This window comes from Paenibacillus sp. 01T424, assembly GCF_056398745.1.
This window is the reverse complement of the sequence record NZ_JBFTPZ010000007.1, coordinates 99181-119580: the sequence shown is the minus strand read 5'-3', so window position 1 is coordinate 119580 and position 20400 is coordinate 99181. Positions and strand designations below refer to the sequence as shown.

15 protein-coding genes are annotated in these 20400 nt (G+C 44.7%); 3 read left to right on the top strand and 12 right to left on the bottom strand.

Going from position 1 to position 20400, the window contains the following annotated elements; translation table 11 throughout:
- Positions 1–46: 46 nt before the first annotated feature.
- The 7 genes from AC1DPK_RS08630 to AC1DPK_RS08600 all read right to left on the bottom strand — a co-directional run bounded on the left by AC1DPK_RS08630 (position 47) and on the right by AC1DPK_RS08600 (position 9020).
- Entirely contained in the window at positions 47–1810 is a 1764-nt protein-coding gene (locus AC1DPK_RS08630; protein ID WP_477510012.1) for a cache domain-containing sensor histidine kinase, read from the bottom strand.
- A gap of 217 nt (positions 1811–2027) precedes the next feature.
- Positions 2028–3821 (bottom strand): glycoside hydrolase family 66 protein, encoded by a 1794-nt coding sequence (locus AC1DPK_RS08625; RefSeq protein WP_477510011.1) that lies wholly within the window; start codon positions 3819–3821, stop codon positions 2028–2030.
- Positions 3822–3843: 22 nt separating this feature from the next.
- Positions 3844–4677 (bottom strand): carbohydrate ABC transporter permease, encoded by an 834-nt coding sequence (locus AC1DPK_RS08620; protein ID WP_076270382.1) that lies wholly within the window; start codon positions 4675–4677, stop codon positions 3844–3846.
- 12 nt (positions 4678–4689) lie between these two features.
- Positions 4690–5649 carry a carbohydrate ABC transporter permease gene (locus AC1DPK_RS08615; RefSeq protein ID WP_339205187.1) on the bottom strand — a complete coding sequence of 320 codons (960 nt, stop codon included), beginning with the start codon at positions 5647–5649 and terminating at the stop codon, positions 4690–4692.
- Between the two features lie 79 nt (positions 5650–5728).
- A complete protein-coding gene (locus AC1DPK_RS08610; RefSeq protein ID WP_441884376.1) occupies positions 5729–7051 on the bottom strand; it encodes an extracellular solute-binding protein in 1323 nt (440 codons plus the stop codon).
- Positions 7052–7234: 183 nt separating this feature from the next.
- Positions 7235–7966 (bottom strand): ThuA domain-containing protein, encoded by a 732-nt coding sequence (locus AC1DPK_RS08605; protein WP_477510010.1) that lies wholly within the window; start codon positions 7964–7966, stop codon positions 7235–7237.
- Positions 7959–9020 (bottom strand): Gfo/Idh/MocA family protein, encoded by a 1062-nt coding sequence (locus AC1DPK_RS08600; RefSeq protein ID WP_441884382.1) that lies wholly within the window; start codon positions 9018–9020, stop codon positions 7959–7961. Before AC1DPK_RS08600 ends, AC1DPK_RS08605 begins: the two co-directional genes overlap by 8 nt.
- A gap of 141 nt (positions 9021–9161) precedes the next feature.
- On the opposite strand from AC1DPK_RS08600, the gene AC1DPK_RS08595 reads away from it, so the two are divergent.
- Both AC1DPK_RS08595 and AC1DPK_RS08590 read left to right on the top strand, forming a co-directional pair.
- A complete protein-coding gene (locus AC1DPK_RS08595; protein WP_477510052.1) occupies positions 9162–10067 on the top strand; it encodes an AraC family transcriptional regulator in 906 nt (301 codons plus the stop codon).
- Positions 10068–10375: 308 nt separating this feature from the next.
- Positions 10376–11707: an ArsB/NhaD family transporter gene (locus AC1DPK_RS08590; protein ID WP_477510009.1), complete on the top strand. Its 1332-nt coding sequence runs from the start codon at positions 10376–10378 to the stop codon at positions 11705–11707.
- 77 nt (positions 11708–11784) lie between these two features.
- On the opposite strand, the gene AC1DPK_RS08585 is transcribed toward AC1DPK_RS08590, so the two are convergent.
- The gene (locus AC1DPK_RS08585) at positions 11785–12342 is read right to left on the bottom strand and encodes an NUDIX domain-containing protein (RefSeq protein WP_477510008.1); all 558 of its coding nucleotides are present in this window, start codon (positions 12340–12342) and stop codon (positions 11785–11787) included.
- Between the two features lie 161 nt (positions 12343–12503).
- Here AC1DPK_RS08585 and AC1DPK_RS08580 point away from each other — a divergent pair, with 161 nt between their 5' ends.
- Positions 12504–13496: a lipoate--protein ligase gene (locus AC1DPK_RS08580; protein ID WP_477510007.1), complete on the top strand. Its 993-nt coding sequence runs from the start codon at positions 12504–12506 to the stop codon at positions 13494–13496.
- A gap of 91 nt (positions 13497–13587) precedes the next feature.
- Here the strand turns inward: AC1DPK_RS08580 and AC1DPK_RS08575 are convergent, their stop codons facing one another.
- The 4 genes from AC1DPK_RS08575 to AC1DPK_RS08560 all read right to left on the bottom strand — a co-directional run bounded on the left by AC1DPK_RS08575 (position 13588) and on the right by AC1DPK_RS08560 (position 20297).
- The gene (locus tag AC1DPK_RS08575; protein WP_076270373.1) at positions 13588–13776 is read right to left on the bottom strand and encodes a hypothetical protein; all 189 of its coding nucleotides are present in this window, start codon (positions 13774–13776) and stop codon (positions 13588–13590) included.
- Between the two features lie 72 nt (positions 13777–13848).
- Positions 13849–13995, bottom strand: a complete 147-nt coding sequence (locus AC1DPK_RS08570) for a hypothetical protein (protein ID WP_179089894.1) — start codon at positions 13993–13995, stop codon at positions 13849–13851.
- 143 nt (positions 13996–14138) lie between these two features.
- The gene (locus tag AC1DPK_RS08565; protein WP_477510006.1) at positions 14139–15845 is read right to left on the bottom strand and encodes a methyl-accepting chemotaxis protein; all 1707 of its coding nucleotides are present in this window, start codon (positions 15843–15845) and stop codon (positions 14139–14141) included.
- 102 nt (positions 15846–15947) lie between these two features.
- The gene (locus tag AC1DPK_RS08560) at positions 15948–20297 is read right to left on the bottom strand and encodes a M20/M25/M40 family metallo-hydrolase (RefSeq protein WP_477510005.1); all 4350 of its coding nucleotides are present in this window, start codon (positions 20295–20297) and stop codon (positions 15948–15950) included.
- Positions 20298–20400 lie beyond the last annotated feature (103 nt).

The following is a 20400-nucleotide window of genomic DNA, read 5'->3' as shown; positions in this document are numbered from 1 at the left end:
TCCTCGAAGTTGTAGGCAGCAATATCTGAACTCGGAAGCTTTAGCTTTATAAACGGATGACGATATGAATATGAGTACTGAGTCCAATATCACTCGTAACAGATATGCCCGAGCCTGCGCCATAATAAAGCCTTAAGGAATCATAAACATGCTTCATTCCTATGCCTGCTTTCGTCATACCTTCCTTTGCATTCAATTGTTTCAACTTCTCTTCTGATATTCCTGAGCCATCATCATGGATCACAATCCGCAGCTCTCCCTGCTGCTCTGTCACCTTAATCGTAATATCTCCTCCGCGATTAAGCGGCACGAAGCCGTGGAAGATCGCATTCTCAACGAGCGGCTGAAGCAGCATCCTTGGAATTTTCACTTGATCCGCCCCAGGCTGTACCTCTATAGCCAAAGCATATTTTTGCTCATACCGCATTTCTAAAATAACGATATATTTCTGAATGATCTCCAGCTCTTCCGCAAGTGTAATCATTTGCCCGTTCTTGCCCATATTCGCTTGAAGCAGTCTAGTTAGAGCCGCTAGCCCTTGTTCGGCTCGCTCCATCTCTCCTGCTCGAATCAGCCATCTGAGCGTACTAAGCGTATTGTAGAGAAAATGCGGATGAATCCGGTAAGTGACCGCACGCACCTCGGCCTCAAGCTTCTCGTTTTGCTCCTGCTCCACTCGTAGCATCAGCTGTTCAATTTCATCCAGCATTTTATTAAAATGCCTACTCATGAGCCCAATCTCGTCTGTAGACGTTAACGCTGTTCGAACAGATAGATCTCCCTGCTGAACTCTCCTCATCTCTAGCGTTAATTGCTTGATTGGATTCGTAACCTTCTTCGCGATGAGAAGACCAACGAGCACCGCAAGCAAAGCGAAGCATGCTGAGGTTATTAAAATACGTGTATGCAGCTTATCCAGCGCCCCCGTTATTTCAAGCGTAGGAACTGTGCCAACCAGCAGCCAACCATTGCTTAGCAGCTGCTTTACGCCATAATAATGGACGCCCTTATTAGCGTACTCGAATTCAACTGCATCATTATGTACGATCAACTCATGCAGTTTAGCATCCTCCACCATCTGACCAATTCGTGAAAGATCCGCATCGATCATAATTTCACCTTGTGCGTTAACGACCATATAACGTCCGGTTTCCCCCAGCTTCACTTGCTTAATCGTATTAATGATGGCCTTGCCATTTAAATTAACGACCAGCAGACCGATTTGCTGAAGCGATTCAAAGTCTTTTAACGCACGGCTGATCGGGAGAACAAGATCAGTATTTTCCCCACCACCGCTAAAAGGATCCTTTCGCATCGGCTGCCATACGAACCCGCCATCCTGCTTTTTCGACTCCGCTACCCACTCTTGATGATTCAAGTCAACCTTTCGCAGTTTGGGTGTAGAAAATGTGCCGCTCCCCCAGCCGATGCCCCCACTTTTAATGATATAAACAATTCTTACGAATGAGCTTGAATACACGACGTTATTAAGCAGCGTATTTAATGATTGCGTCATCTCGATCTGCTCGCTAAGCGGACTCGAGGTATATTGCATCGCTGATTTTTGCACCTTCAAATCACTGTATATTAAATCGGATGTATCGCTTCCCGCGTTGAAAATAGAAGACAAGGCATCTGCGGTTTGCTTGGTAACCTGAACGGTAGATGCTCTAACATTTCGTTTTACAAGCGCGGAAGATTCCAAATAGAAAGAGAAACCCGATAAAGTGGTCGGAATCAAAATAATGAGTAAAAACGCTAAAATCATTTTTGAAGCAAATCGGTTCGTTATTTTCTCGAAGCGCGCCATAAGCTGCCCACCTTGTTAAAGAAGATACTCCTAGTTTACCTAAATCAACACGATTAAAATAGAAGGTTTTATAGAAGAGGAGCGCAGCCATGCTGGCTTCGCTCCATTCATTCTCATGCATTACGTTCATATCAGCAAACGCTTTCATTGCAGTGTACAAAACCAAGCGCACGAAAACTATCTTTCGTATCGCTTGGTTCTGCATGCTATCGCAACCTTACTTGTAATTAATGGTTAGTAGATCCCAGTATTTCAGGACTGGAAGCTTAAGTGTAACCTTGCCTTCTTGCTGCTTGAAGCTCAGCTTAATAGGTGATCCTTGATAATAGTCTGGTGAGGCGAATAGGATACTTGCAACTTCACGCTCTGTCTCAATGGAAATGTCTATTTCTTTACGCTCAATAGGCACAGCTTGCTCGCCCTTGCTGTCATTCCACTCCATGGTTTTAGCATCAGTGAAGTTAATGAAGTGAACGATGTCGCTTCCGCTTTTCTGCTTCGCAAAGGACCATATTTTTCCTTGCTCTGGAGCAGCGGAAACACTTGTGTCCCCTGTACTTGATACGATTAGTTCAGATTCCTCTACTCCATCTCGCAAAATGTTCTGATAAGCGACAAGGAAATCGTAATAGCGAATAAGCTGCTCTTCCAGTTCAGCTGGAATGGAGAGATTTCGATTAGGGAAATACTCTTTGGCCAGCATATTTTCCCCAAGCTCCAGATGGGATCCGCCGGATGCGAAGATGACTGCATCTGTAAGCAGAACGCCTGGCGTATTAAATTCCCCGCTCGCGTTTGCCAAATCATAGTTCATATAAGCGGCAAGCACCGTGTTTAGCTTATTTTTGCTAAACTGGTTGTTTTGATCGATAATCCCCTTCAGGTTGCCATACTTCGGATGCCCGTCCCATACTTCGGTATATAGGAATGAGAGAGGAGCCTGAGGAGCCATAAAGGCTTGCCCATACTGTCCGACAGCGTTCATCACATAGTCGACATCCAGCTTCTCCTTAGCTGCTTTCAGAAATGATACATAGCCCGGCGCCAGCTTTACACTTTCTCCTTTGGCATTCCAAAGCGCTCCGCGATCGCCTAATTGATCAACATGCCAGCCGTCGAATTTCAATTGGTTAAATACTTCAATTTCTTTATCGATCAGATAGTTTTGCCACTCCACGTTGTTTGGGTCATAGAGCATAATGTCACTGGCCCAGCTGTCTGGCAATGGATGCTTATCCTGATTCGCTTGCGAAGGATCTTTGTACAGCGCCCACGCTTTTTTGACACCGTCCTCCTCTGCCCCCTCATATGCCCCGAACAATAAATTGTAGTTCATCGCCTTCATGTTTTTGCTGTGCGCAAGGTCAATATAGCCTTTAATTGTATCCAAGGCGACAGGCCTGTTTGCAATATCCGGCCATTCCGGCGCTGGTTGATTGCCTTCCAGCTTCAGAGGCTGATGATGTTTATACTGCCAATCATAAAATTGAATGCCGTTAATATGGAACCGATTCAGACGTTCGATTACTGTTGCCATCTCTTCCCCATTCATGCTGTGGAAGTCCGCTAAATAACCGTAACGAGGAAACTTGCTCCAGTCTGTGGACACGTCAACTGCGATGTTCTGATGATCCTTCACTTCTTCCTTCGTTGCAAAGAAAACCTCAGCCATATAACCTCGGCCATCCTCCTTTGGAGGCGTCCAATCCCATTCCAATGAATTGCCGTCCACCTTGACTTCTTGCTCAGCGATCTTCTCCCCTAGATGGCGATACTGGACAATCACCTTCGCTTTTGACTCCGTTTTAGCCAAATCCAACGTAAAATGAACGTTGTCGCCGGGACGATAAGCCGATTTGTCGGTCGACAAGCGACTTATTATACCTTGGCTATTCACAAGCTCCGCCTTTATTTCCTTCTGCTCGCTGCAGCCGGAAGCAAGGATCATAAAAGAGGTAATGACAACAATGACTGATGAACTTATTCTATTTCGATTTCTTTTACGTTTCATTTGATAGCTCCTGTTTTTAGATTTAACCCTTCACTCCGCCTTCGTTAAATCCACCCTGTACGAATCTTTTTTGGAAAATAATATAAAGGATTATCGTCGGAATGAGCGCTATAATGGAAGCAGCAAATACCCATGAATAGTTTGTCGCATATTTATCGTTGAACATCAGCAGTGCAATTGGCAGCGTCCGAAGCGCCTCATCCTTAATAATGACTAGAGCCGTGAAATACTCCTCCCATGTGCCTTGAAAGGAAAGAACTGCAAGCGTCGCAATCGCCGGCATCGACTGAGGCAGGTAAATATTCCAGAAAATGCGCCAGCTGCCACCGCCATCGATCAACACGGACTCCTCGTACTCCTTCGGAATGCTTTGAAAGAATCCGCGCAAGAAGAACGTGCTGCCAACAACACCGCCGCCGATATAAATTAACCATAGCCCCCAGTAGGTGTTAACCAAACCAAATGATTTGATAATTAGAAACTGTGGAATAATGTTGATCACTCCGGGAATCATCATGGTCAGAAGAAACATTCGGAATAGAAACTCTTTGCCCGGAAACGTAAATCTCGCAAACCCGTAGGCGGTTAAACAGCCGAGAAACAAACTTCCTGTCATAGACACGATGGTAACGAGCGAGCTGTTCAGGAAATACCTTGCAAAATTATTTTTGCTCCATACTAGCTGGTAGTTATATAGGTTTGGGATGACGGAGAATACTTCCTTAGGCCGCGGCAGCGAGTATGCCCCTTTAATGAAGCTCGTCATAATCATATATACGAAGGGAAATAGAAAAGCCAACGCTCCAAGCACGATAATGCTGTAAACTAGTAGCTGAATATGCCATTTAGTTTTCATTTCTTCTCCCTCCTACAAAAAACGCTGATTGCCGAATTTTTTCATCTGAGAATAGGTGAGTAAAAACACTGCAATCCCCATCATGACGGCTACCGCAGATGCATAACCAAAGTTAAAGTTCTTAAATGCTTGCATGTACATAAGGCTTGGCAGCGTCTGTGTCTGATCCATCGGACCACCGCGCGTAATAAAGTACACTTGTGGAAAGAAGTTGAATGCTCCGTTAATTAGGTTAATAAGAACGAATGCGGTGACAGGACCTAACATCGGAACCGTAATGCTCCAGAACTGCTTCGTTCCGTTAGCGCCATCAATTTGCGCCGCTTCATAATACTCCTTCGAAATGCCCTGCAAGGCCGCCAAATAAATGACTACGCCCCAACCAACCGTTTTCCAAATATGAAACAACCAGATGACAATCATAGCCGTCCAATAATTTGATAAAAAATTAATCGGTTCATGGAATATGCCAAGCTGCTTATAAAAGATATAGTTGATCAAGCCATATTCACCGCCAGCGAACAAGAAGCGGAACAAGAAGGCGACCACGATCCAAGACGTGATGATGGGCAAATAATAAATCGTACGGAACACAATCTTATGCCTAACGAAGTGGATATTAATTAAGACCGCAAACACGATGGCAAGAAACCAGTTAATAGGTACCGTTACCGCGACGTTCAGAAACGTATTTCGGATTGCCATTAACACTTTATTGTTTGGATCCGTAAATGCGGATACGTAGTTTGCAAAGCCAATGAATGGATTTTCTGCATTAGGCATAATGCTGTATTCCTGGAAGCTTATAATTATATTTTTAATCATCGGATAAATAACGAATACGGCCGTTCCTAAAACACCAAGAAAGATATAAGGCATAACCTTTATCCACTGCTGAATGCCCTTTTTCAACTTTACGCCTGCCGGAATTCGCTGTTCTTGTTTCGGCTGCCCCGTCACTGGTATAGACATATTGATGCTCCTTCCCTATCCTTCATCTCACTAGAGCCTTCATCTACCTTTGCAGTAGATGAAGGCTCTAGCATTTCACTTATTTCTTCAAAATAGCTTCAATGTTTTTCGCTGCCTCATCGAGCGCTTCTTTTGGTTTAAGCTCTCCACGGACCGCTTTCTCAAAAGCAAGATTAACGATTCCTTCCATTTCGCCGTATTGTGGAATCGGTGTGCGCGGCAGTGCAGTTTCAAGCTGCTTCACGTATTCTGTAACGAATGGCTGCTCAAGAAATGCCGGATCGTTTGCTGCCGTTTTGTTTGTAGGGATAAGACCAAGCTTGCTCATGATCTTTTGCGGCTCGTCGCCAAGCATCCATTTTGCAAATGTCCACGCCTCTTGCGGATGCTTCGAGTTTGCAAAGATAACAAGATCCTCGCCGCCTACAACAGATCGGCTGCCGCCTGCACCAGTAGGAATCAAGCCGCGAACCGTTTGCTCCAGCGGTTTGAATTTCGATTCTGCTTCGTTCATCAGAATGCTGTAAAACCAAGGGCCGTCATCAATCATCATATAATCATTGTTTTTCATACCGTCCCATGCGCCTGGCTCGCCGCCAAGAATCGTAGGCGTTACGAGTCCGTCTTTATTCCACTGTACAATCGTTTCGAGCGCTTTTACGCTCTCCGGGCTGTTCAAGTAGCCTTCAACCTTTGTATAGTCCTCGTTCGTCAATGAACCGCCAAGGCTCCAGAAGTAAGGCGATGCTGCCCATACGTTCGCTCCGCCGATGCCAATACCGCCCGGTTTGCCTTTTGCGACCGCAAGCTTGGCTGCTGCAACGAACTCATCCATTGTCGCAGGAGCTTCTTTTATGCCGATTTCATCCAAAACCGATTTGTTGTAGATAGCAATTTTTGTATTCGTGTTTACTGGAACGCCATAGTAGCCGCCGTTATAGGCATTCGTTTCCATAGGCGCTTCGAACGTATTTGCTTTTAATGCATCGAAACCCTCGTTCTTGCTTATATCTTGCAGCGCTCCCATCTTGGCAAATTCAGGAACCCAAATAATATCCATTCGCATGAGGTCAGGTGCTGCATCGCCCGCTACTCCGGCAATAACCTGCTCTTTCAAGCCCTCGTATGGCATTCTTGTCAGCTTGAGCTCGATACCTGGGTTTTCTTTCTCAAAGAGCGGCTTAATATTTTCCGTGAGCACCTTCTCTTCTTGATCGCTATAGGTATGCCAGTATTCAATAGTAACTTTTTTGCCACCCGCTGCCGGAGCGTTACCGCTTTCATTTTTCGGAGCATTTCCTCCGCTATTGGCAGGTGCGTTATTTCCGTTTCCACACGCCGTAATCGTAAAAGCCATTACCGCCGCTAGTACCCCGTACGAAATTGTTTTGTACCATTTCATAGGATTGACCCTCCTCATATTTATGCTTCTCCTTCATTATGCTTAGATCATTCTTCGTTAGAAACCGTTTTCATTGCGGAAAAGGTGTCGTATTTCACTCCGTTTTAAATGCCTCTTTTTTGGAAAAATAAAAAAGGTGTCTTATCTTTCTGTCTAAACAGAAAGATAAGACACCTTCACCATTTACTTTCCAATTGGCTCGAGCGGAGCAACACGTCCTAGCGATGTGCTTGCGCCTTGAACAGGAGCCCCCCATCGTACGCCATTCGCAATGACTCTCAGCACATCTGGATGATGGTAGATCGGGAATGTTTCATGTCCAGGCCGGAAATAAAACAACTTGCCTTTTCCTCTTCGGTAGCAGCAGCCGCTTCGAAATACCTCTCCCCCCTCGAACCAGGAAATAAATACGAGCTCATCTGGCGCGGGTATGTCAAAGCGCTCCCCGTACATTTCTTCCTTCGGAATTTCAATATAATCATTTAAGCCGTCCGCAATCGGATGGCCGTGCTCGATAACCCAAACCCGCTCTTTCTCGCCATAATCGCGCCATTTGAGATCTCCTGTTTTAGTGCCTAACAAACGCTCAAATATTTTGGAGCCATGGCCAGAATGAAGAACGATTAACCCCATGCCCTCCATGACGCGTGCGCGCACCTTCTCGACAATATCATCCCGCACCTCAGCATGAGCGAGATGTCCCCACCAGATGAGCACATCCGTATGATACAGCACATCATCGCTTAGCCCATGTTCAGGCTCGTCGAGAACCGCTGTCTTTACTTCAAAGCCATCCACTGTTTTCAAGTAGCCGCCAATTGCGTTATGAATCCCTTCGGGATAGATGCTTGCAACCTGTTCATTTTGCTTCTCATGCCGATATTCATTCCAGACAGTTACCTTTATATTAGCCATTATTAGAAGCCTCCTGTGTTATCGTAATCCAGCGCTCTTCCTGGGTGGATAGGAGAATAGAATCCAGAGTCAGCTGATTGATATAACCATCCTCGATTGTTGCGTCGAGACCATCTTGCTTGCCGTTCAGCAAATTAAAGAAGGACTGCATTTGATTTGCTGCGAACGAATTTGGAATATCGATTTTACGGAATTGCTTATCCTCTCCAAGCTTGATTTCAAGGCTATCCTCTTCTTCAAGGTTGTAGATGAGCGCTCCTTGCGTACCGTAAATCTCGATCCGTTGGTAATTGCCGCGGCCAAAAGCGAAACGGGATATGTTCATCGTAGAGGAGCCGCCATCTTCGAAACGGGCAAGCACATGACAGAAATCATCAACATCCACCTCGCCTTTGCCCTCTCCATTTAGGTTGTCCCGCTCTTTTACAATCGTTCCTGCATCTGCGATAACCTTCACGGTTTCTCCGATAAGGAAGCGCTTAAGATCGAGAATATGAGAACCTAAATCACCGAGCGCACCCGATCCTGACAGATCCTTGCGGAATCGCCAGAGCAGTGGAATTTCCTCATTAATACCCCAGCTTTGCAAATACTGGCTGTATACGTGATTGATCTTGCCAAGCGTGCCTTGCTCAAGCAGCTGCTTCGCATATCGAACCGCGGATTTATAACGATACGTGAAACACACCATATGAGGGATGGGATGATTCGCTAATTCCTGTCTAAGAATCGCTGCTTCCCTCGCATCAAGGGCAATTGGCTTCTCAAGCGCAAATGGCTTGCGATGAATAATGGCGTCATACGCGATCTGAAAATGATTGCTGTTTGGTGTGCCTATGGTCACAGCGTCCAGCTCTGATTGCTTTAACATATCCAAATGATTTACATACTGCCGCTCAAGCGGAATACCCAGTTCATTGCCTTTGGCCAAAAGCGCTTCCTCATTACAATCACATATCGACCATATTTCAGCATGTTCACTTGCCAAGATGCCTTCAATATGAAAGTTAGCAATGCCGCCAAGCCCAATAACGCCTATTTTCAGCTTCTTCATATGCTTCATCCCGTCCTTATATTGGCTTCAATTACAAACCCAGTATAGTTTGTGTTAGAATGAACGGGAATGTCCGATCTAGACTCTTTTTGTACAAAAGCGACTTTTACGGAGTGAAGGAGGTCATAACTATTGCTGTCCATGAACATGGATTTAGTGCCTCGCATAAAAATTATGGGGTTTATTGCTTACAAAAGCCCGTGGATTCATTTCAAACGAAATATAAATGAGTATGTGCTCTATTTCATCAGAAGTGGAGAACTCCATATTAAAGAGGAGAAAAATCATTATGTTCTGCGTAAAGGTGACTTGCTTATTCTTGAGCCCAATTTGAATCATGAAGGAACTGCAAAGCATGTTTGCGATTACTATTACATTCACTTTGAGCATTCAGATATTAAAGCTGTGTATAGGGATGATATGCTGGCTTTAGCCAATTACTTTATTGTTGAGCATGACCAGTCTCCGTTTATTGAGCATAAGCCTACCGTTAATGGAATCCATCCAAATCACTGCTACTTCCCCAAATACCATACGATTTCTGATAAAACCAGATTTAATCTCATCCTGCATGCATTAAATGAAATGCAGAAGCTCTATATGCGCAGGTATTACAATAGAAGCCTAACTGCTTTTCAATTTATGCAATGGCTCGTTGAGCTCTCACGTGAATATTTTATGGATGAGCTGAAGCGCAACGACCGAATTCATTCGAAGTCGGTTGTTAAGGTTAACGCGCTGCTCGATTATATCCATCAAAACTATCAGAGCAAAATAACCGGCAAAGACATTGAGCTTGCATTTGAAGGCAACTATGATTATTTAAACCGTGCCTTTAAGCTCGTTACCGGCCAATCGATCATTCGGTACATCAACGCGGTTCGAGTAAACCAAGCGAAACAATTGATTGAAACGACGCCGCTCAGCATAGGAGAAATCGGTTATCTAGTCGGGATCAACGATCCCTATCATTTCAGCAAAGTATTCAAAAAATATGTCGGCCTCTCTCCTACTCAATATTTTAAGCAAGTATGGAAGAGCGACTAAAAACCCTCCAAACGACCATCGTTAGGAGGGTTTTTTTGGGCTTTAATCCATAGAAGCTATCTATCATTATGGGGCAAATATCTTCAATTGATACTAGCAGATTTTGATAGAGATAGGGATATTGACCAGTACGAACACTCTATCATGTACGTATACTTACACTACATAGATACAAAATAAATAAGAGAAAGGAGGATCTCTAGCTTTGCTAGAATGCTAGTTTTCCAAGTAGCCTAAGGTTCTATCTAGAAAAGGAGTGCTGCACAATAAAGCAAAAAAAGGGTTCAAAACTGAAAAGAGGTTAAAGCATGCATGACTTAATGATCATTATGACCATTTCCGCGTTCCTTCTAACAATCAGCTTCATCTTCTGGCGACCGCAGGTCAATGAAGCGATACCCGCAACAATCGGAGCTGCAGTCGTTCTTCTTAGCGGAAGCGTCTCGCTTTCCGATCTCGGTCAAATAACCGAAACGATAAGCGGGGCTGCGGTCACCATTATTGCTACTATCGTTATGGCCATTGTTTTAGAAAGCTTCGGTTTTTTCTACTGGGCAGCCGAGCTGCTCACCAAAAAAGCACGCGGCTCCGGCATTCGTTTGTTTTGGCTAACAAACTTATTTTGCTTTCTCATGACGCTTTTTGTAAACAACGACGGAAGCATCTTAATTACAACGCCCATATTACTGCTCTTGCTGCAAAATATGGGACTAAAAAAACATCAAAAAATACCTTATCTCTTATCTGGCGCATTAATCGCAACGGCATCTAGTGCCCCTATCGGCGTAAGCAATATCGTCAATTTAATTGCGTTAAAAATCGTTCATATGGATCTCTACATGCATACCGCCATGATGTTCGTACCCGCTTCGCTTGGACTTGTCCTCTTGTCGCTCCTGCTGTTTGCCGTCTTCTATCGCACACTTCCAAAAACACTTCCTCCCGCTTCCAGGTGGAATCTTATGCCCGGCAGCCATCCGTTAAAGGAAACCTTGCCTAAAGAGAACCGCAACCGCTTCATGCGCAATATTCTTATTTTTGTATTCTGTGTTCGTATCAGCCTCTTTGTCGCTTCCTACATCCACTTCCCCGTCGCTGCAATGGCTGTTATCGGATCTGCTCTTCTGCTAGGCTGGCGTTGGTACCACTTAAAAATTTCACCGGCGGACATGCTCAAAAAAACACCTTGGTATATACTCATATTCGCTTTCAGCATGTATGTGATCATTTATGGCCTTAACAACATCGGTTTAACGGATTGGCTTATTCATCTTATGCAGCCTCTCATATCTGGAAGCCTGGTTCACGCCAGCGTCCTCATGGGCGGACTTTTAAGCGTACTCTCCAATTTATTCAACAACCATCCCGCACTTATGGTCGGTACGATTACACTAATGAATATGGGCCTTGATCCTCTGACGTTAAAAATTGCTTATCTCGCTAGTGTCATCGGCAGTGACATCGGTTCGCTCCTATTGCCAATTGGCACACTGGCAACGCTTATGTGGATGCATATCGTACGTAAAGGCGGAGTTCCAATTAGCTGGGTCCAATATTTGAAGGTAACTTCAATCGTCATTCCGATTACCGTTATATTCACGTTGATTCTATTATCGTATTGGGTATACTGGGTGTTCTAATTCGCAAAAAAAAGAGACCTTCCGCAAGGAAGGTCTCTACTATAAATAACAGGATAAATCTGGTTAATAGCTATATTTTATACTCGAAATAATCCATAACCGTTCAAAGGCACGACAGGCGACCTATCTATCTTGAGTCCCTGTGATTGTCCATGGAAAGCAACATCAACCAGCCACTGTGTAAAGCTGGCAACATCCATTGCTTCCAGCTCCTGCAAGGTGAAGAAACCGGCAGCGTCAACCTCCACAAAATCCGGGGTAGGCTCTCCGCTCACATATTCCATCTCAAATGCTACGTACAGATTATGTATATTTCTCGGCTGATCACGCAGTGCTACGACGTTTTTAACGATTGCTTGCACGCCGCACTCTTCCATAACCTCTCGCTCAATCGTGTCTTGAATGGCCTCCAGCTGCTCAATATAACCGCCCGGATTCGTCCATTTACCTTTTCCAGGCTCTTGCGCTCGGCGAACGAGCAAAATCTTCTCATCCTTTACGACCAGTGCTCCGACACCAATGCTATAATTTCCCCAATGAACGAAGCTGCAGCTCGTACAAGCCCGCCTCATCGTACCGTCAACGTCACGGGTTTCGAGCTCATGACCGCATGACATACAAAATTTCGCTTCCATTTGCTTCACCTCTGCATCAAGCTTTTTTCCTCATTCGATTATACGAATTATTTCAGCTTATGCATAGGTTGTACCCATTAAGTACGAACCTTTCATTTGATAAGGAACAGGACGTACAGGTATAATGCCAATATGAGCTACAGCATAGGAGGACAAAGATCATGCGTTTTGTAAGCAATAATGGCATCACCGACCCAACGCTTAATTTGGCATTAGAGGAATATATATTGCGTTCATTGCCTGACAACGATGACTACTTGCTTTTCTACATAAATGAGCCATCCATCATCATTGGCAAGAACCAAAATACCGTCGAGGAAGTTAATGCAGATTACGTCGAGAGCAGTGGGCTTCACGTCGTCCGCAGACTCTCTGGAGGGGGAGCCGTCTACCACGATCTCGGCAACTTGAATTTCAGCTTTATTATGAAGGATGATGGTAAGTCCTTTCACAATTTCAAGAAGTTCACCGAGCCCGTTGTACGTGCGCTTCAAGAGCTGGGTGTAGACGCCGAAATGACCGGCCGAAATGATCTACAGGTTGGCGAGCGAAAAATATCCGGCAATGCGCAATTTTCGACGAAGGGCAAAATGTTCAGCCATGGAACGCTGCTGTTTAATTCTGAAATCGAAAATGTTGTATCTGCGCTAAAGGCAAATGCTGAGAAATATGTATCGAAGTCAACGAAGTCGATCCGCAGCCGCGTGGCGAATATTACAGAGTTTTTGAAGGAGCCTATGACGATAGAGCAGTTTAGGCAAAGACTGCTTCAATCCATCTTTGAGCAATCTGCTGAAATTCCGTTCTACGAGTTATCTGAACAGGACTGGCAAAATATACACAAGCTGGCGGAAGAGCGCTACCGCAGCTGGGAATGGAACTATGGCCGTTCTCCATCCTTTAATGTACAGCAGAAGAAACGAATCGAAGGAGTTGGCACCTTTGATGTTCGCCTTCAGGTTGAAGAAGGATTGATTGTGAACGCTGCTATTTACGGAGACTTTTTTGGCCGTGGCGACAGCAATGAAGTTGCTCAGAAACTGATCGGCATTCGTTATGAAGCTTCCGCTCTAAAGCAGCTTACAGCTGATATTAATCTGCCCTTCTATTTCGGTCCGGTAACGAAAGAACAATGGCTTGAGTTAATTTTGTAAGCAGCATGCAAACAGCCCCTTGCGATATGCGAGGGGCTGTTTACGTAATCATTGAAGGAGAGATTATGTTCACCCTTCATCCCCGCTCTCTTTATCCATTGAAACGTCGATATAACCGATTTACTGCTGCTGACATCTTCTCATTTTCCTTCCCCTTGCGCTCCAGGTTTTCCTGATCTGCCCTCTCAAGCGAAAGCAGGATTAATCCATAACCAACGGCTGAAAGCGATGCTGAAAGCTTGGCCAGTTCTTCAGACTTAATCTCTTTTTTATCTGCCATCAACTTTTCTCCTTTATATTGAAATTTTTAGAATACTTTTATGTGATAAGCTGAATCATCATGGTCAAAGGTTTAAAGCAGCTCTTCCTTTTCCTCTTTTGCTTTTATGACGGCAAACAATCCAAATAAATCGCCAATGACTAATATAACTGCAGCCCATATAGCAAGATCATCAGACGATAATTCGGTTATCTCCGGTTTTGTTGTCGTTTTTGGCATTCGGATTAAGCTCCTTGATTTCATGTGATGATAACAGCCTATGCCAAGGAGCTGATTTGGGTTTGGGCGTATGCCGCTGTGTCCAGAAATAAAAAGGACGACAGCAAGAAACCCCAAGCGGTTCGCTCGGGGCTTTCAACCAGTTATACCATTCTGAACTTAGAGACATGGCTTTGCAAATCACCTGCTGCAGCATGAAGCGTTGTTGCAGATGCTGTTATTTCCTCCATGTACGCAAGCTGCTCTTCGGTTGCTGCAGATACGCTTTGCGTCAATGCTGATGATTCATTAGCCTGCTTCGCGCTGGCTGAAGTGGAAGCAGCAATGTTTTGCGAGCCTGTAGATATTTGTATGGATGACGCAGCAATCTCTTGAATTTGGCTCGCTACCTCACTCACTGAACTGCGGATAAGCTGAAATTGACTGCTTGTCTCGATCAATGAACGCTTTCCCTTTTTCACTTCATTTTTCCCTTTATCCATCATAGAAACAGCCTGCATTGTATTGCTGCGTACAGTGCCGAGCAGCTTAGACGCTTTTTTTGACGCTTCTTCCGATTGTTTCGCTAAGTTTCTAACCTCTTCCGCTACTACAGCAAACCCTAAGCCATGTTCCCCTGCCCTTGCTGCTTCAATGGTTGCATTTAATGCAAGCAGCCGAGTCTGGCCCGAAATGGATGCAATTAATGCTACGATGTTCTCGATGTGCTGCACGCTTTCCTTCACATTTTCCATGGAATTCGCAGTTTCATCGACGATTTGATCAATGCTGCTCATGTCTTGGGTGGCAAGCTCCATGTAGGAATGTCCTCCATCTACGATAAGAATGGCTTGCTCTGACGTTTCCGAAATCACAGTTACCGCGGATGCTATACTTCTAATTGCTTCGACAATGTCCTCCATCGCTGTTGAAATTGCTTCTGAACCTTGCAGCTGCTCCTCTGCTGATGCAGCAACCAGCTGCGTCGATTCAACGATGTAATACGTAGCTGCTGAGGTTTGTTTGGCTCCTTCACGCATCTCCTCAGAGCTTGCTGCCAGCTGCTTCGCAGCCTGATTGACCTGCTCTATCATCTCCTGCAAACCGCTCCTCATACTATCAAACGAGTCTGCTAATGAACCGATTTCATCTTTATTTCGAATGTGAAGAGGCGTGCTGCGCAAATCACCGCTGGCTACGGCCACAGCTAATCCAGACAAACGTCTAATGGGCATGGAAATATTTCTAGAAAGCAGTGTACCAAGCAGCAGCGTCACCGCAATAAGGAGGATACTTCCGATAATCATAGAAATATTTGACTGATTAACTTCCCTATCGTTTGCCAGTACCTTTTCCGACATAACGTTCTCTTGTTTTTGAGCGAGTTTAATCGCATTAGTGCGAATTAGCTTGGCCAAAGGGAAAACGCGTGTGTTGGCATAAGAAGTGGCTTTTAACTGCTCCACATCGTTAAACGCTGCTATCCGTTCCATGTATTGATTGTTCCATCCCAGAAGGGCGTCAAGCGCTTTAATATCTTCCTCATTTTGTATCAAAGCTTGTGCTGCCTTTGCTTGACTAACAATATCCGCACTTACCGCATCCATTTCTTTTAACATGTCTTTATTTTTATTCAATAAGTAATCGCTAAAGCTGCTATTGAGCTGAACGGCATTTCTTTGAATAGACTCCATATTCATAAGGACGGCTACATTATTGTTAATAAGCTCATTATAGGATCTATTAAGGTTATTGAGATTATAAAAAATAAAGCATAATAGAAGCATAATAAAAACAATTGCAGCAAAAAAACTGCCGTAAATCTTATTGGCTATCGTTAATTTACGTTTGCTCCCAATATTCAATTTCATCTATGCCGTCCTCCTTGCGTTTTCTGTGAGGCAATATGTACTTCATAAAAAAGCTTTAAATAAAAGGGCTGCCGCTGGCAGCCCTTTATCTATTGCTTTAATTTAATTTTTCTTAAGGAGCTTGCTAATGATAACGGCTGCTTGCGCTCTGTTAGCTATGCCTTTTGGAGCATAGGAGCCGTCCGTCATGCCGTTGATCACGCCTTGTTCTGTCAGAAGGGCAATCGCTTCTTTCGCATACGATGCCATTTTAGCTTGGTCGCTAAATTTACTTAAGGCACCCTCTACGTCACTTGCTGCTGCATCCTTATTGATGAGCTTCAAGGCGTTCGCAGCCATAATAGCCATTTCCTCACGTGTAATCGGTCGGTTAGGATCGAATTTGCCCTCTCCTACACCTTGAGCCAGTCCTGCTTTCACCGCTGCAGCTACTGAAGCGTAGTACCAATCCGACGTTTTCACATCACTGAAGTCTGCCGTGGCAGTCGCATCCGCTAATTGATAAGCGCGAACAAGCATCGTCAAAAACTCAGCTCGCGTTACTTGTTTAAGCGGTGCAAATGATGTGCTGCTAATACCTGTAATAATGCCTTTTCCAGCCAACTCCTTAATTGCGTCTCCAGCCCATGCCTCGACAGCTCCTAAATCTTTAAACTCAGGAACGTCAACTGGCGTTGGCGTAGGTTTAGGAGTCGGTGTTGGCGTTGGTGTTACAACTGGACCTGGTCCGCCGGTGCCTGGGTCCGGTGTTACAACAGGTCCCGTCTCCTCAGCAAATGCCGCTGTAAATATTGCATTAGCCACCACTCTGAATTGCTTTTGCGGATGTGCTCTGTTCAGCAAATCATTCGCAAATAACGTGACATTAATTTTGCCTTTTTTGTAGGTGAAGCCAATCGTTTTACCTTTTACTTTATCATTTCCAGGCCACCAGCCTGCTTTAAAGAAGTCAGCATCTGTACTTGCCGTTGCCAACACCTTCGCATTTGCAGGAGTAGAAGTGATCCATGAACCCGATGCCGTGTAGAAGTATTCTTTTGCATCGTACGCAGCCGTAATCAAATGCGTTTGATCCAGCTCTGTTTTGAACAAGCCTTCATGAGAGCTTCCTGTCGTTGCGAAATCGAATCCTGGCAGCAGCGTCGAACCCTTCATTGTGTTCATTGCTGATCTTCCGAATCCAATATAAGGCTTGCCCTCACCAATCAGGTTCGTGCTTGCTTGTCCGCTTGTGTTAATAAGTACATCGCTTGCCGCCATATCCGTTGTCACAGGGAAGCCCAAATCTTTTAGAACAAAAGCAGGGACTCCTGTTGCGGATACCGTCGTTAATTTCAGCAGCGGCCCTTCTTTGCTGTTCTTACTGTCAAAGGCAATAACATCTAACAAATATTTTTTGGAAATAGACTGGAGATCCGCTTTGGAAACGAGGAAATCTCCTAATTCATAACCTGCAGCACCTTTGCTCAGCATCGTTACTGCTTTCTTAGCTGCAAGCAATTCATTTACTGCTTTAATGGCCGCATTGCTTGTATTTCTAATGACATACTGTTCTGCGTCGCCTGGAATGGTCGTCTCTGGGATTACGACTCCAGTAACGCTCGTCGTTTTACCGGAGAAGGCTCCATCCTGACGAACCACATAACGATCAAAACCTCTCATATCAGCAAAGCTTTGAACGATTTCCGCATACATTTCAGAGAAATCCGATACATCAAAGCCGTCATACAAGACGAGGTTAGCATAACCCCTCTTCGCTTGCTTCATGTTGACAACATAAGAGCCAATTGGATAAACGACCTCGCCAATCGTCACAGGTGTCGTGGTTTGTTCGACTTTCACGCCATTGCTCAGCAAGTACTGAACCATTTCATACGTTGCTAGGCGGTTTTTTTGCAATTCGCTTGCTACAGGAAGAACATAATAGTCTGGGAAGAAATTAGTTTCTGCACCGCGCGGTCTGCCAATGACTTGATCAGCAGCATTCGTCAAATATTTATCAACGGTACGGCTGTCTGTATTCTCGACTCCACGTTTATAAACTTCAAGCTGGTTCAAAAACAATTTTTCTTTGTTTTCTACTACATACTTGGTTGCTGCAACGCTCGCATAGAAGAGTGCAGTCGTTGAATCCTCGTTAAGCTCTGGTATTTCCAGCGTGTGACCTAATGCACCATGGTGCATCGCATAAACAGCTGTATACGCAGGAGATGCATCGTCCCAGCCTGATTTATTAGGTCCATTGTTGTTTTGATGAGATTCATACGGAATTTCGTAGCTTGTATATTTGGTATTAGCAATACCTGCTTTACCCATCGCATTCGCTTGCTCGAGCATGCTTCCAATCAATAGATCGTACTCGAAATTCGGATCATGCGGCGGCGTACACGGCTCGATCAGGAAGCTGCCTACGAAACCGTGCATATCCAAGAAGGAAAGCGGCGACCATTTGGCAATTTCTTTCGTTACGATTTTTGTTTCGGGCTGTGTTTGATAGGAATTATCGCGGTTCAAGTCAAACGAGTTGGCATTTGCCCGCGTATTCAATGAACGTCCATCTGGATTTTCCGTGAAATTCATTAGGAAAATAGCATTTTCAAGCGCATCATTTACGTTTAACGTAACGGGCAGCGGATTAGCGGCATCCTCGTTCGTATTAAACGTGATGTTATCCTTCATCCCCATTTCCCGGAAGAAGTTAAGAATAACGTCAACGCCAGGCGCTTCATCCGGATGGATATTGTTAAGCCATACTGGAACTTTATAGTCGGTGAACGTGCCATTTTTGATTTTATCCTGCAAGCCCTTCGGATCATTCATCATAGCAGGCATCGTTTCATTTAAGTATTTGTCTACAGACGCTTTGTCCTTTGCCAAAATCGTAAAATAAATGTTTCTGCCCTGCACGGATTGGCCAAGAACCTGCGTTTCGACATAGCGATTATTTTTCGCATTAATTTCTGCTGTAATCGCATCAATCTCTGGTTTAATTTCATCATACGAATGATAGCTGTCATAAACATTAAGCTTAATAGGTGCTGTCGCAATGGTGCGGCCTTTCTGATCTAGAACAGCAAAATCACGAGTACCAAGCATTGCCGGGTATCTGGAACGGTGAGCACCAGACAAGTTTGTTGTGTTGTAAATAAGGTCGAACGTAACTTGCGCTTTAACCGTCGTTCCATCCAGCACTGGCGTCCCTTCCAAATAGATGAATGGGTCTCCCGAATATGAGTTCGTGCCCCACTTTTTCCATTCGGTCAGAGGTTTCTCGCCATAGCTCCATTTCAGATCTGCAAGCGCTACGCCTGCCGGTAATTCGAATGAAACGTCAATCGTTCTTTTTTCTGTTATGGATGCTTTATCTTTGCTTAGTTGAAGCTCTTGTACTTCAAGAAGAATGCTTGTGAGCACTTTAGTAAATGTCGTTAAATGCTCTTGGATTCTTCCCGGATAAGCAGACTCGATATAATCAAGAGTATCTTTTGCTGTGTGCCATATCTCTCCATCCAGTGTAGTTTGCGTATAACCATCCTTGTCGCCAAGGCTCCAGTTCGTCGCTTCCAAGTAGGCGTAAGGAATACCTGCTTTCGAGAATGGCGCATGATCACTCCAGTCTCCTGTTGTACCAACTGGATACTTAGGATTTTCACCTGGATTAGTTATAAGGGAAAGACCAAGACGGTCAGCAATGCTAAGGCCTAGGTCACGAACGAAACCTTTCGAACCACTGCTTCCATAAATATACATATTGTCGCCGACAGCCACACTGTCGAGGTTAATCATCGCAACTGTGTTTTTCTTATCTTGAGCCGTCATTTGAGACACATAATATTGAGAACCTCTAAGTCCTTGCTCTTCCGCGCCAAACGCAATGAATTTAATCGTATACGGCGTAGCTAGCTCGGACACTGCTTTCGCTGATTCCAGCATAACCGCTACACCTGATGCATTATCATCAGCGCCTTTGCCTGCATTGACAGAGTCATAATGCGCGCCTACGATTATAACCTTAGGCGAGGTTCCTACTTTAGTCGCTACGATGTTATTTGAATTAACCGTTGTCCCACCGCGAGTATAGCTGAACGGCTGTACCGCAGTATTAAGGCCTAGTTTTTCGAATTCAGCCTTTACATAATTTCCGGCTTCAACCTCTTTCGCCGTACCCGCAACACGAGCACCGATTGTGGTCGCCATATAATTAAGATAATCATAAGCACTTTTACCAACCGAATCTTCCGGCTCAGCAAGTGCAGAGACGATCAGCGGCTCCGTATCCGAAGTTTCTTCCAGCCCCGTTGTTTCTGGAGCGACTGCAGTCTCCTCGGCAGGAACCGAACCTGTATCGGCACCTTCCCGCGCATATGCAGCACCAGGAGCAATGATAGAGAAAATGAGCATTAAGGAAAGCATGAGTGCGAGAAGCTTTTGAGAGATAATCTTCTTAGACATGTTCTTCCTCCTTTTTTGTCTAGCAATTAATCCAATAAACAGAGTGCAGCCAAACTATAGATTGACAATGCTATACTCATCACTCCCATTCCGCTTTTGCGTT

Bases quoted from the DNA above. Each gene is read 5' to 3' on its own strand.
- AC1DPK_RS08630 (WP_477510012.1), bottom strand. From the start codon at position 1,810: ATGGCGCGCTTCGAGAAAATAACGAACCGATTTGCTTCAAAAATGATT.
- AC1DPK_RS08625 (WP_477510011.1), bottom strand. From the start codon at position 3,821: ATGAAACGTAAAAGAAATCGAAATAGAATAAGTTCATCAGTCATTGTT.
- AC1DPK_RS08620 (WP_076270382.1), bottom strand. From the start codon at position 4,677: ATGAAAACTAAATGGCATATTCAGCTACTAGTTTACAGCATTATCGTG.
- AC1DPK_RS08615 (WP_339205187.1), bottom strand. From the start codon at position 5,649: ATGTCTATACCAGTGACGGGGCAGCCGAAACAAGAACAGCGAATTCCG.
- AC1DPK_RS08610 (WP_441884376.1), bottom strand. From the start codon at position 7,051: ATGAAATGGTACAAAACAATTTCGTACGGGGTACTAGCGGCGGTAATG.
- AC1DPK_RS08605 (WP_477510010.1), bottom strand. From the start codon at position 7,966: ATGGCTAATATAAAGGTAACTGTCTGGAATGAATATCGGCATGAGAAG.
- AC1DPK_RS08600 (WP_441884382.1), bottom strand. From the start codon at position 9,020: ATGAAGAAGCTGAAAATAGGCGTTATTGGGCTTGGCGGCATTGCTAAC.
- AC1DPK_RS08595 (WP_477510052.1), top strand. From the start codon at position 9,162: ATGAACATGGATTTAGTGCCTCGCATAAAAATTATGGGGTTTATTGCT.
- AC1DPK_RS08590 (WP_477510009.1), top strand. From the start codon at position 10,376: ATGCATGACTTAATGATCATTATGACCATTTCCGCGTTCCTTCTAACA.
- AC1DPK_RS08585 (WP_477510008.1), bottom strand. From the start codon at position 12,342: ATGGAAGCGAAATTTTGTATGTCATGCGGTCATGAGCTCGAAACCCGT.
- AC1DPK_RS08580 (WP_477510007.1), top strand. From the start codon at position 12,504: ATGCGTTTTGTAAGCAATAATGGCATCACCGACCCAACGCTTAATTTG.
- AC1DPK_RS08575 (WP_076270373.1), bottom strand. From the start codon at position 13,776: ATGGCAGATAAAAAAGAGATTAAGTCTGAAGAACTGGCCAAGCTTTCA.
- AC1DPK_RS08570 (WP_179089894.1), bottom strand. From the start codon at position 13,995: ATGCCAAAAACGACAACAAAACCGGAGATAACCGAATTATCGTCTGAT.
- AC1DPK_RS08565 (WP_477510006.1), bottom strand. From the start codon at position 15,845: ATGAAATTGAATATTGGGAGCAAACGTAAATTAACGATAGCCAATAAG.
- AC1DPK_RS08560 (WP_477510005.1), bottom strand. From the start codon at position 20,297: ATGTCTAAGAAGATTATCTCTCAAAAGCTTCTCGCACTCATGCTTTCC.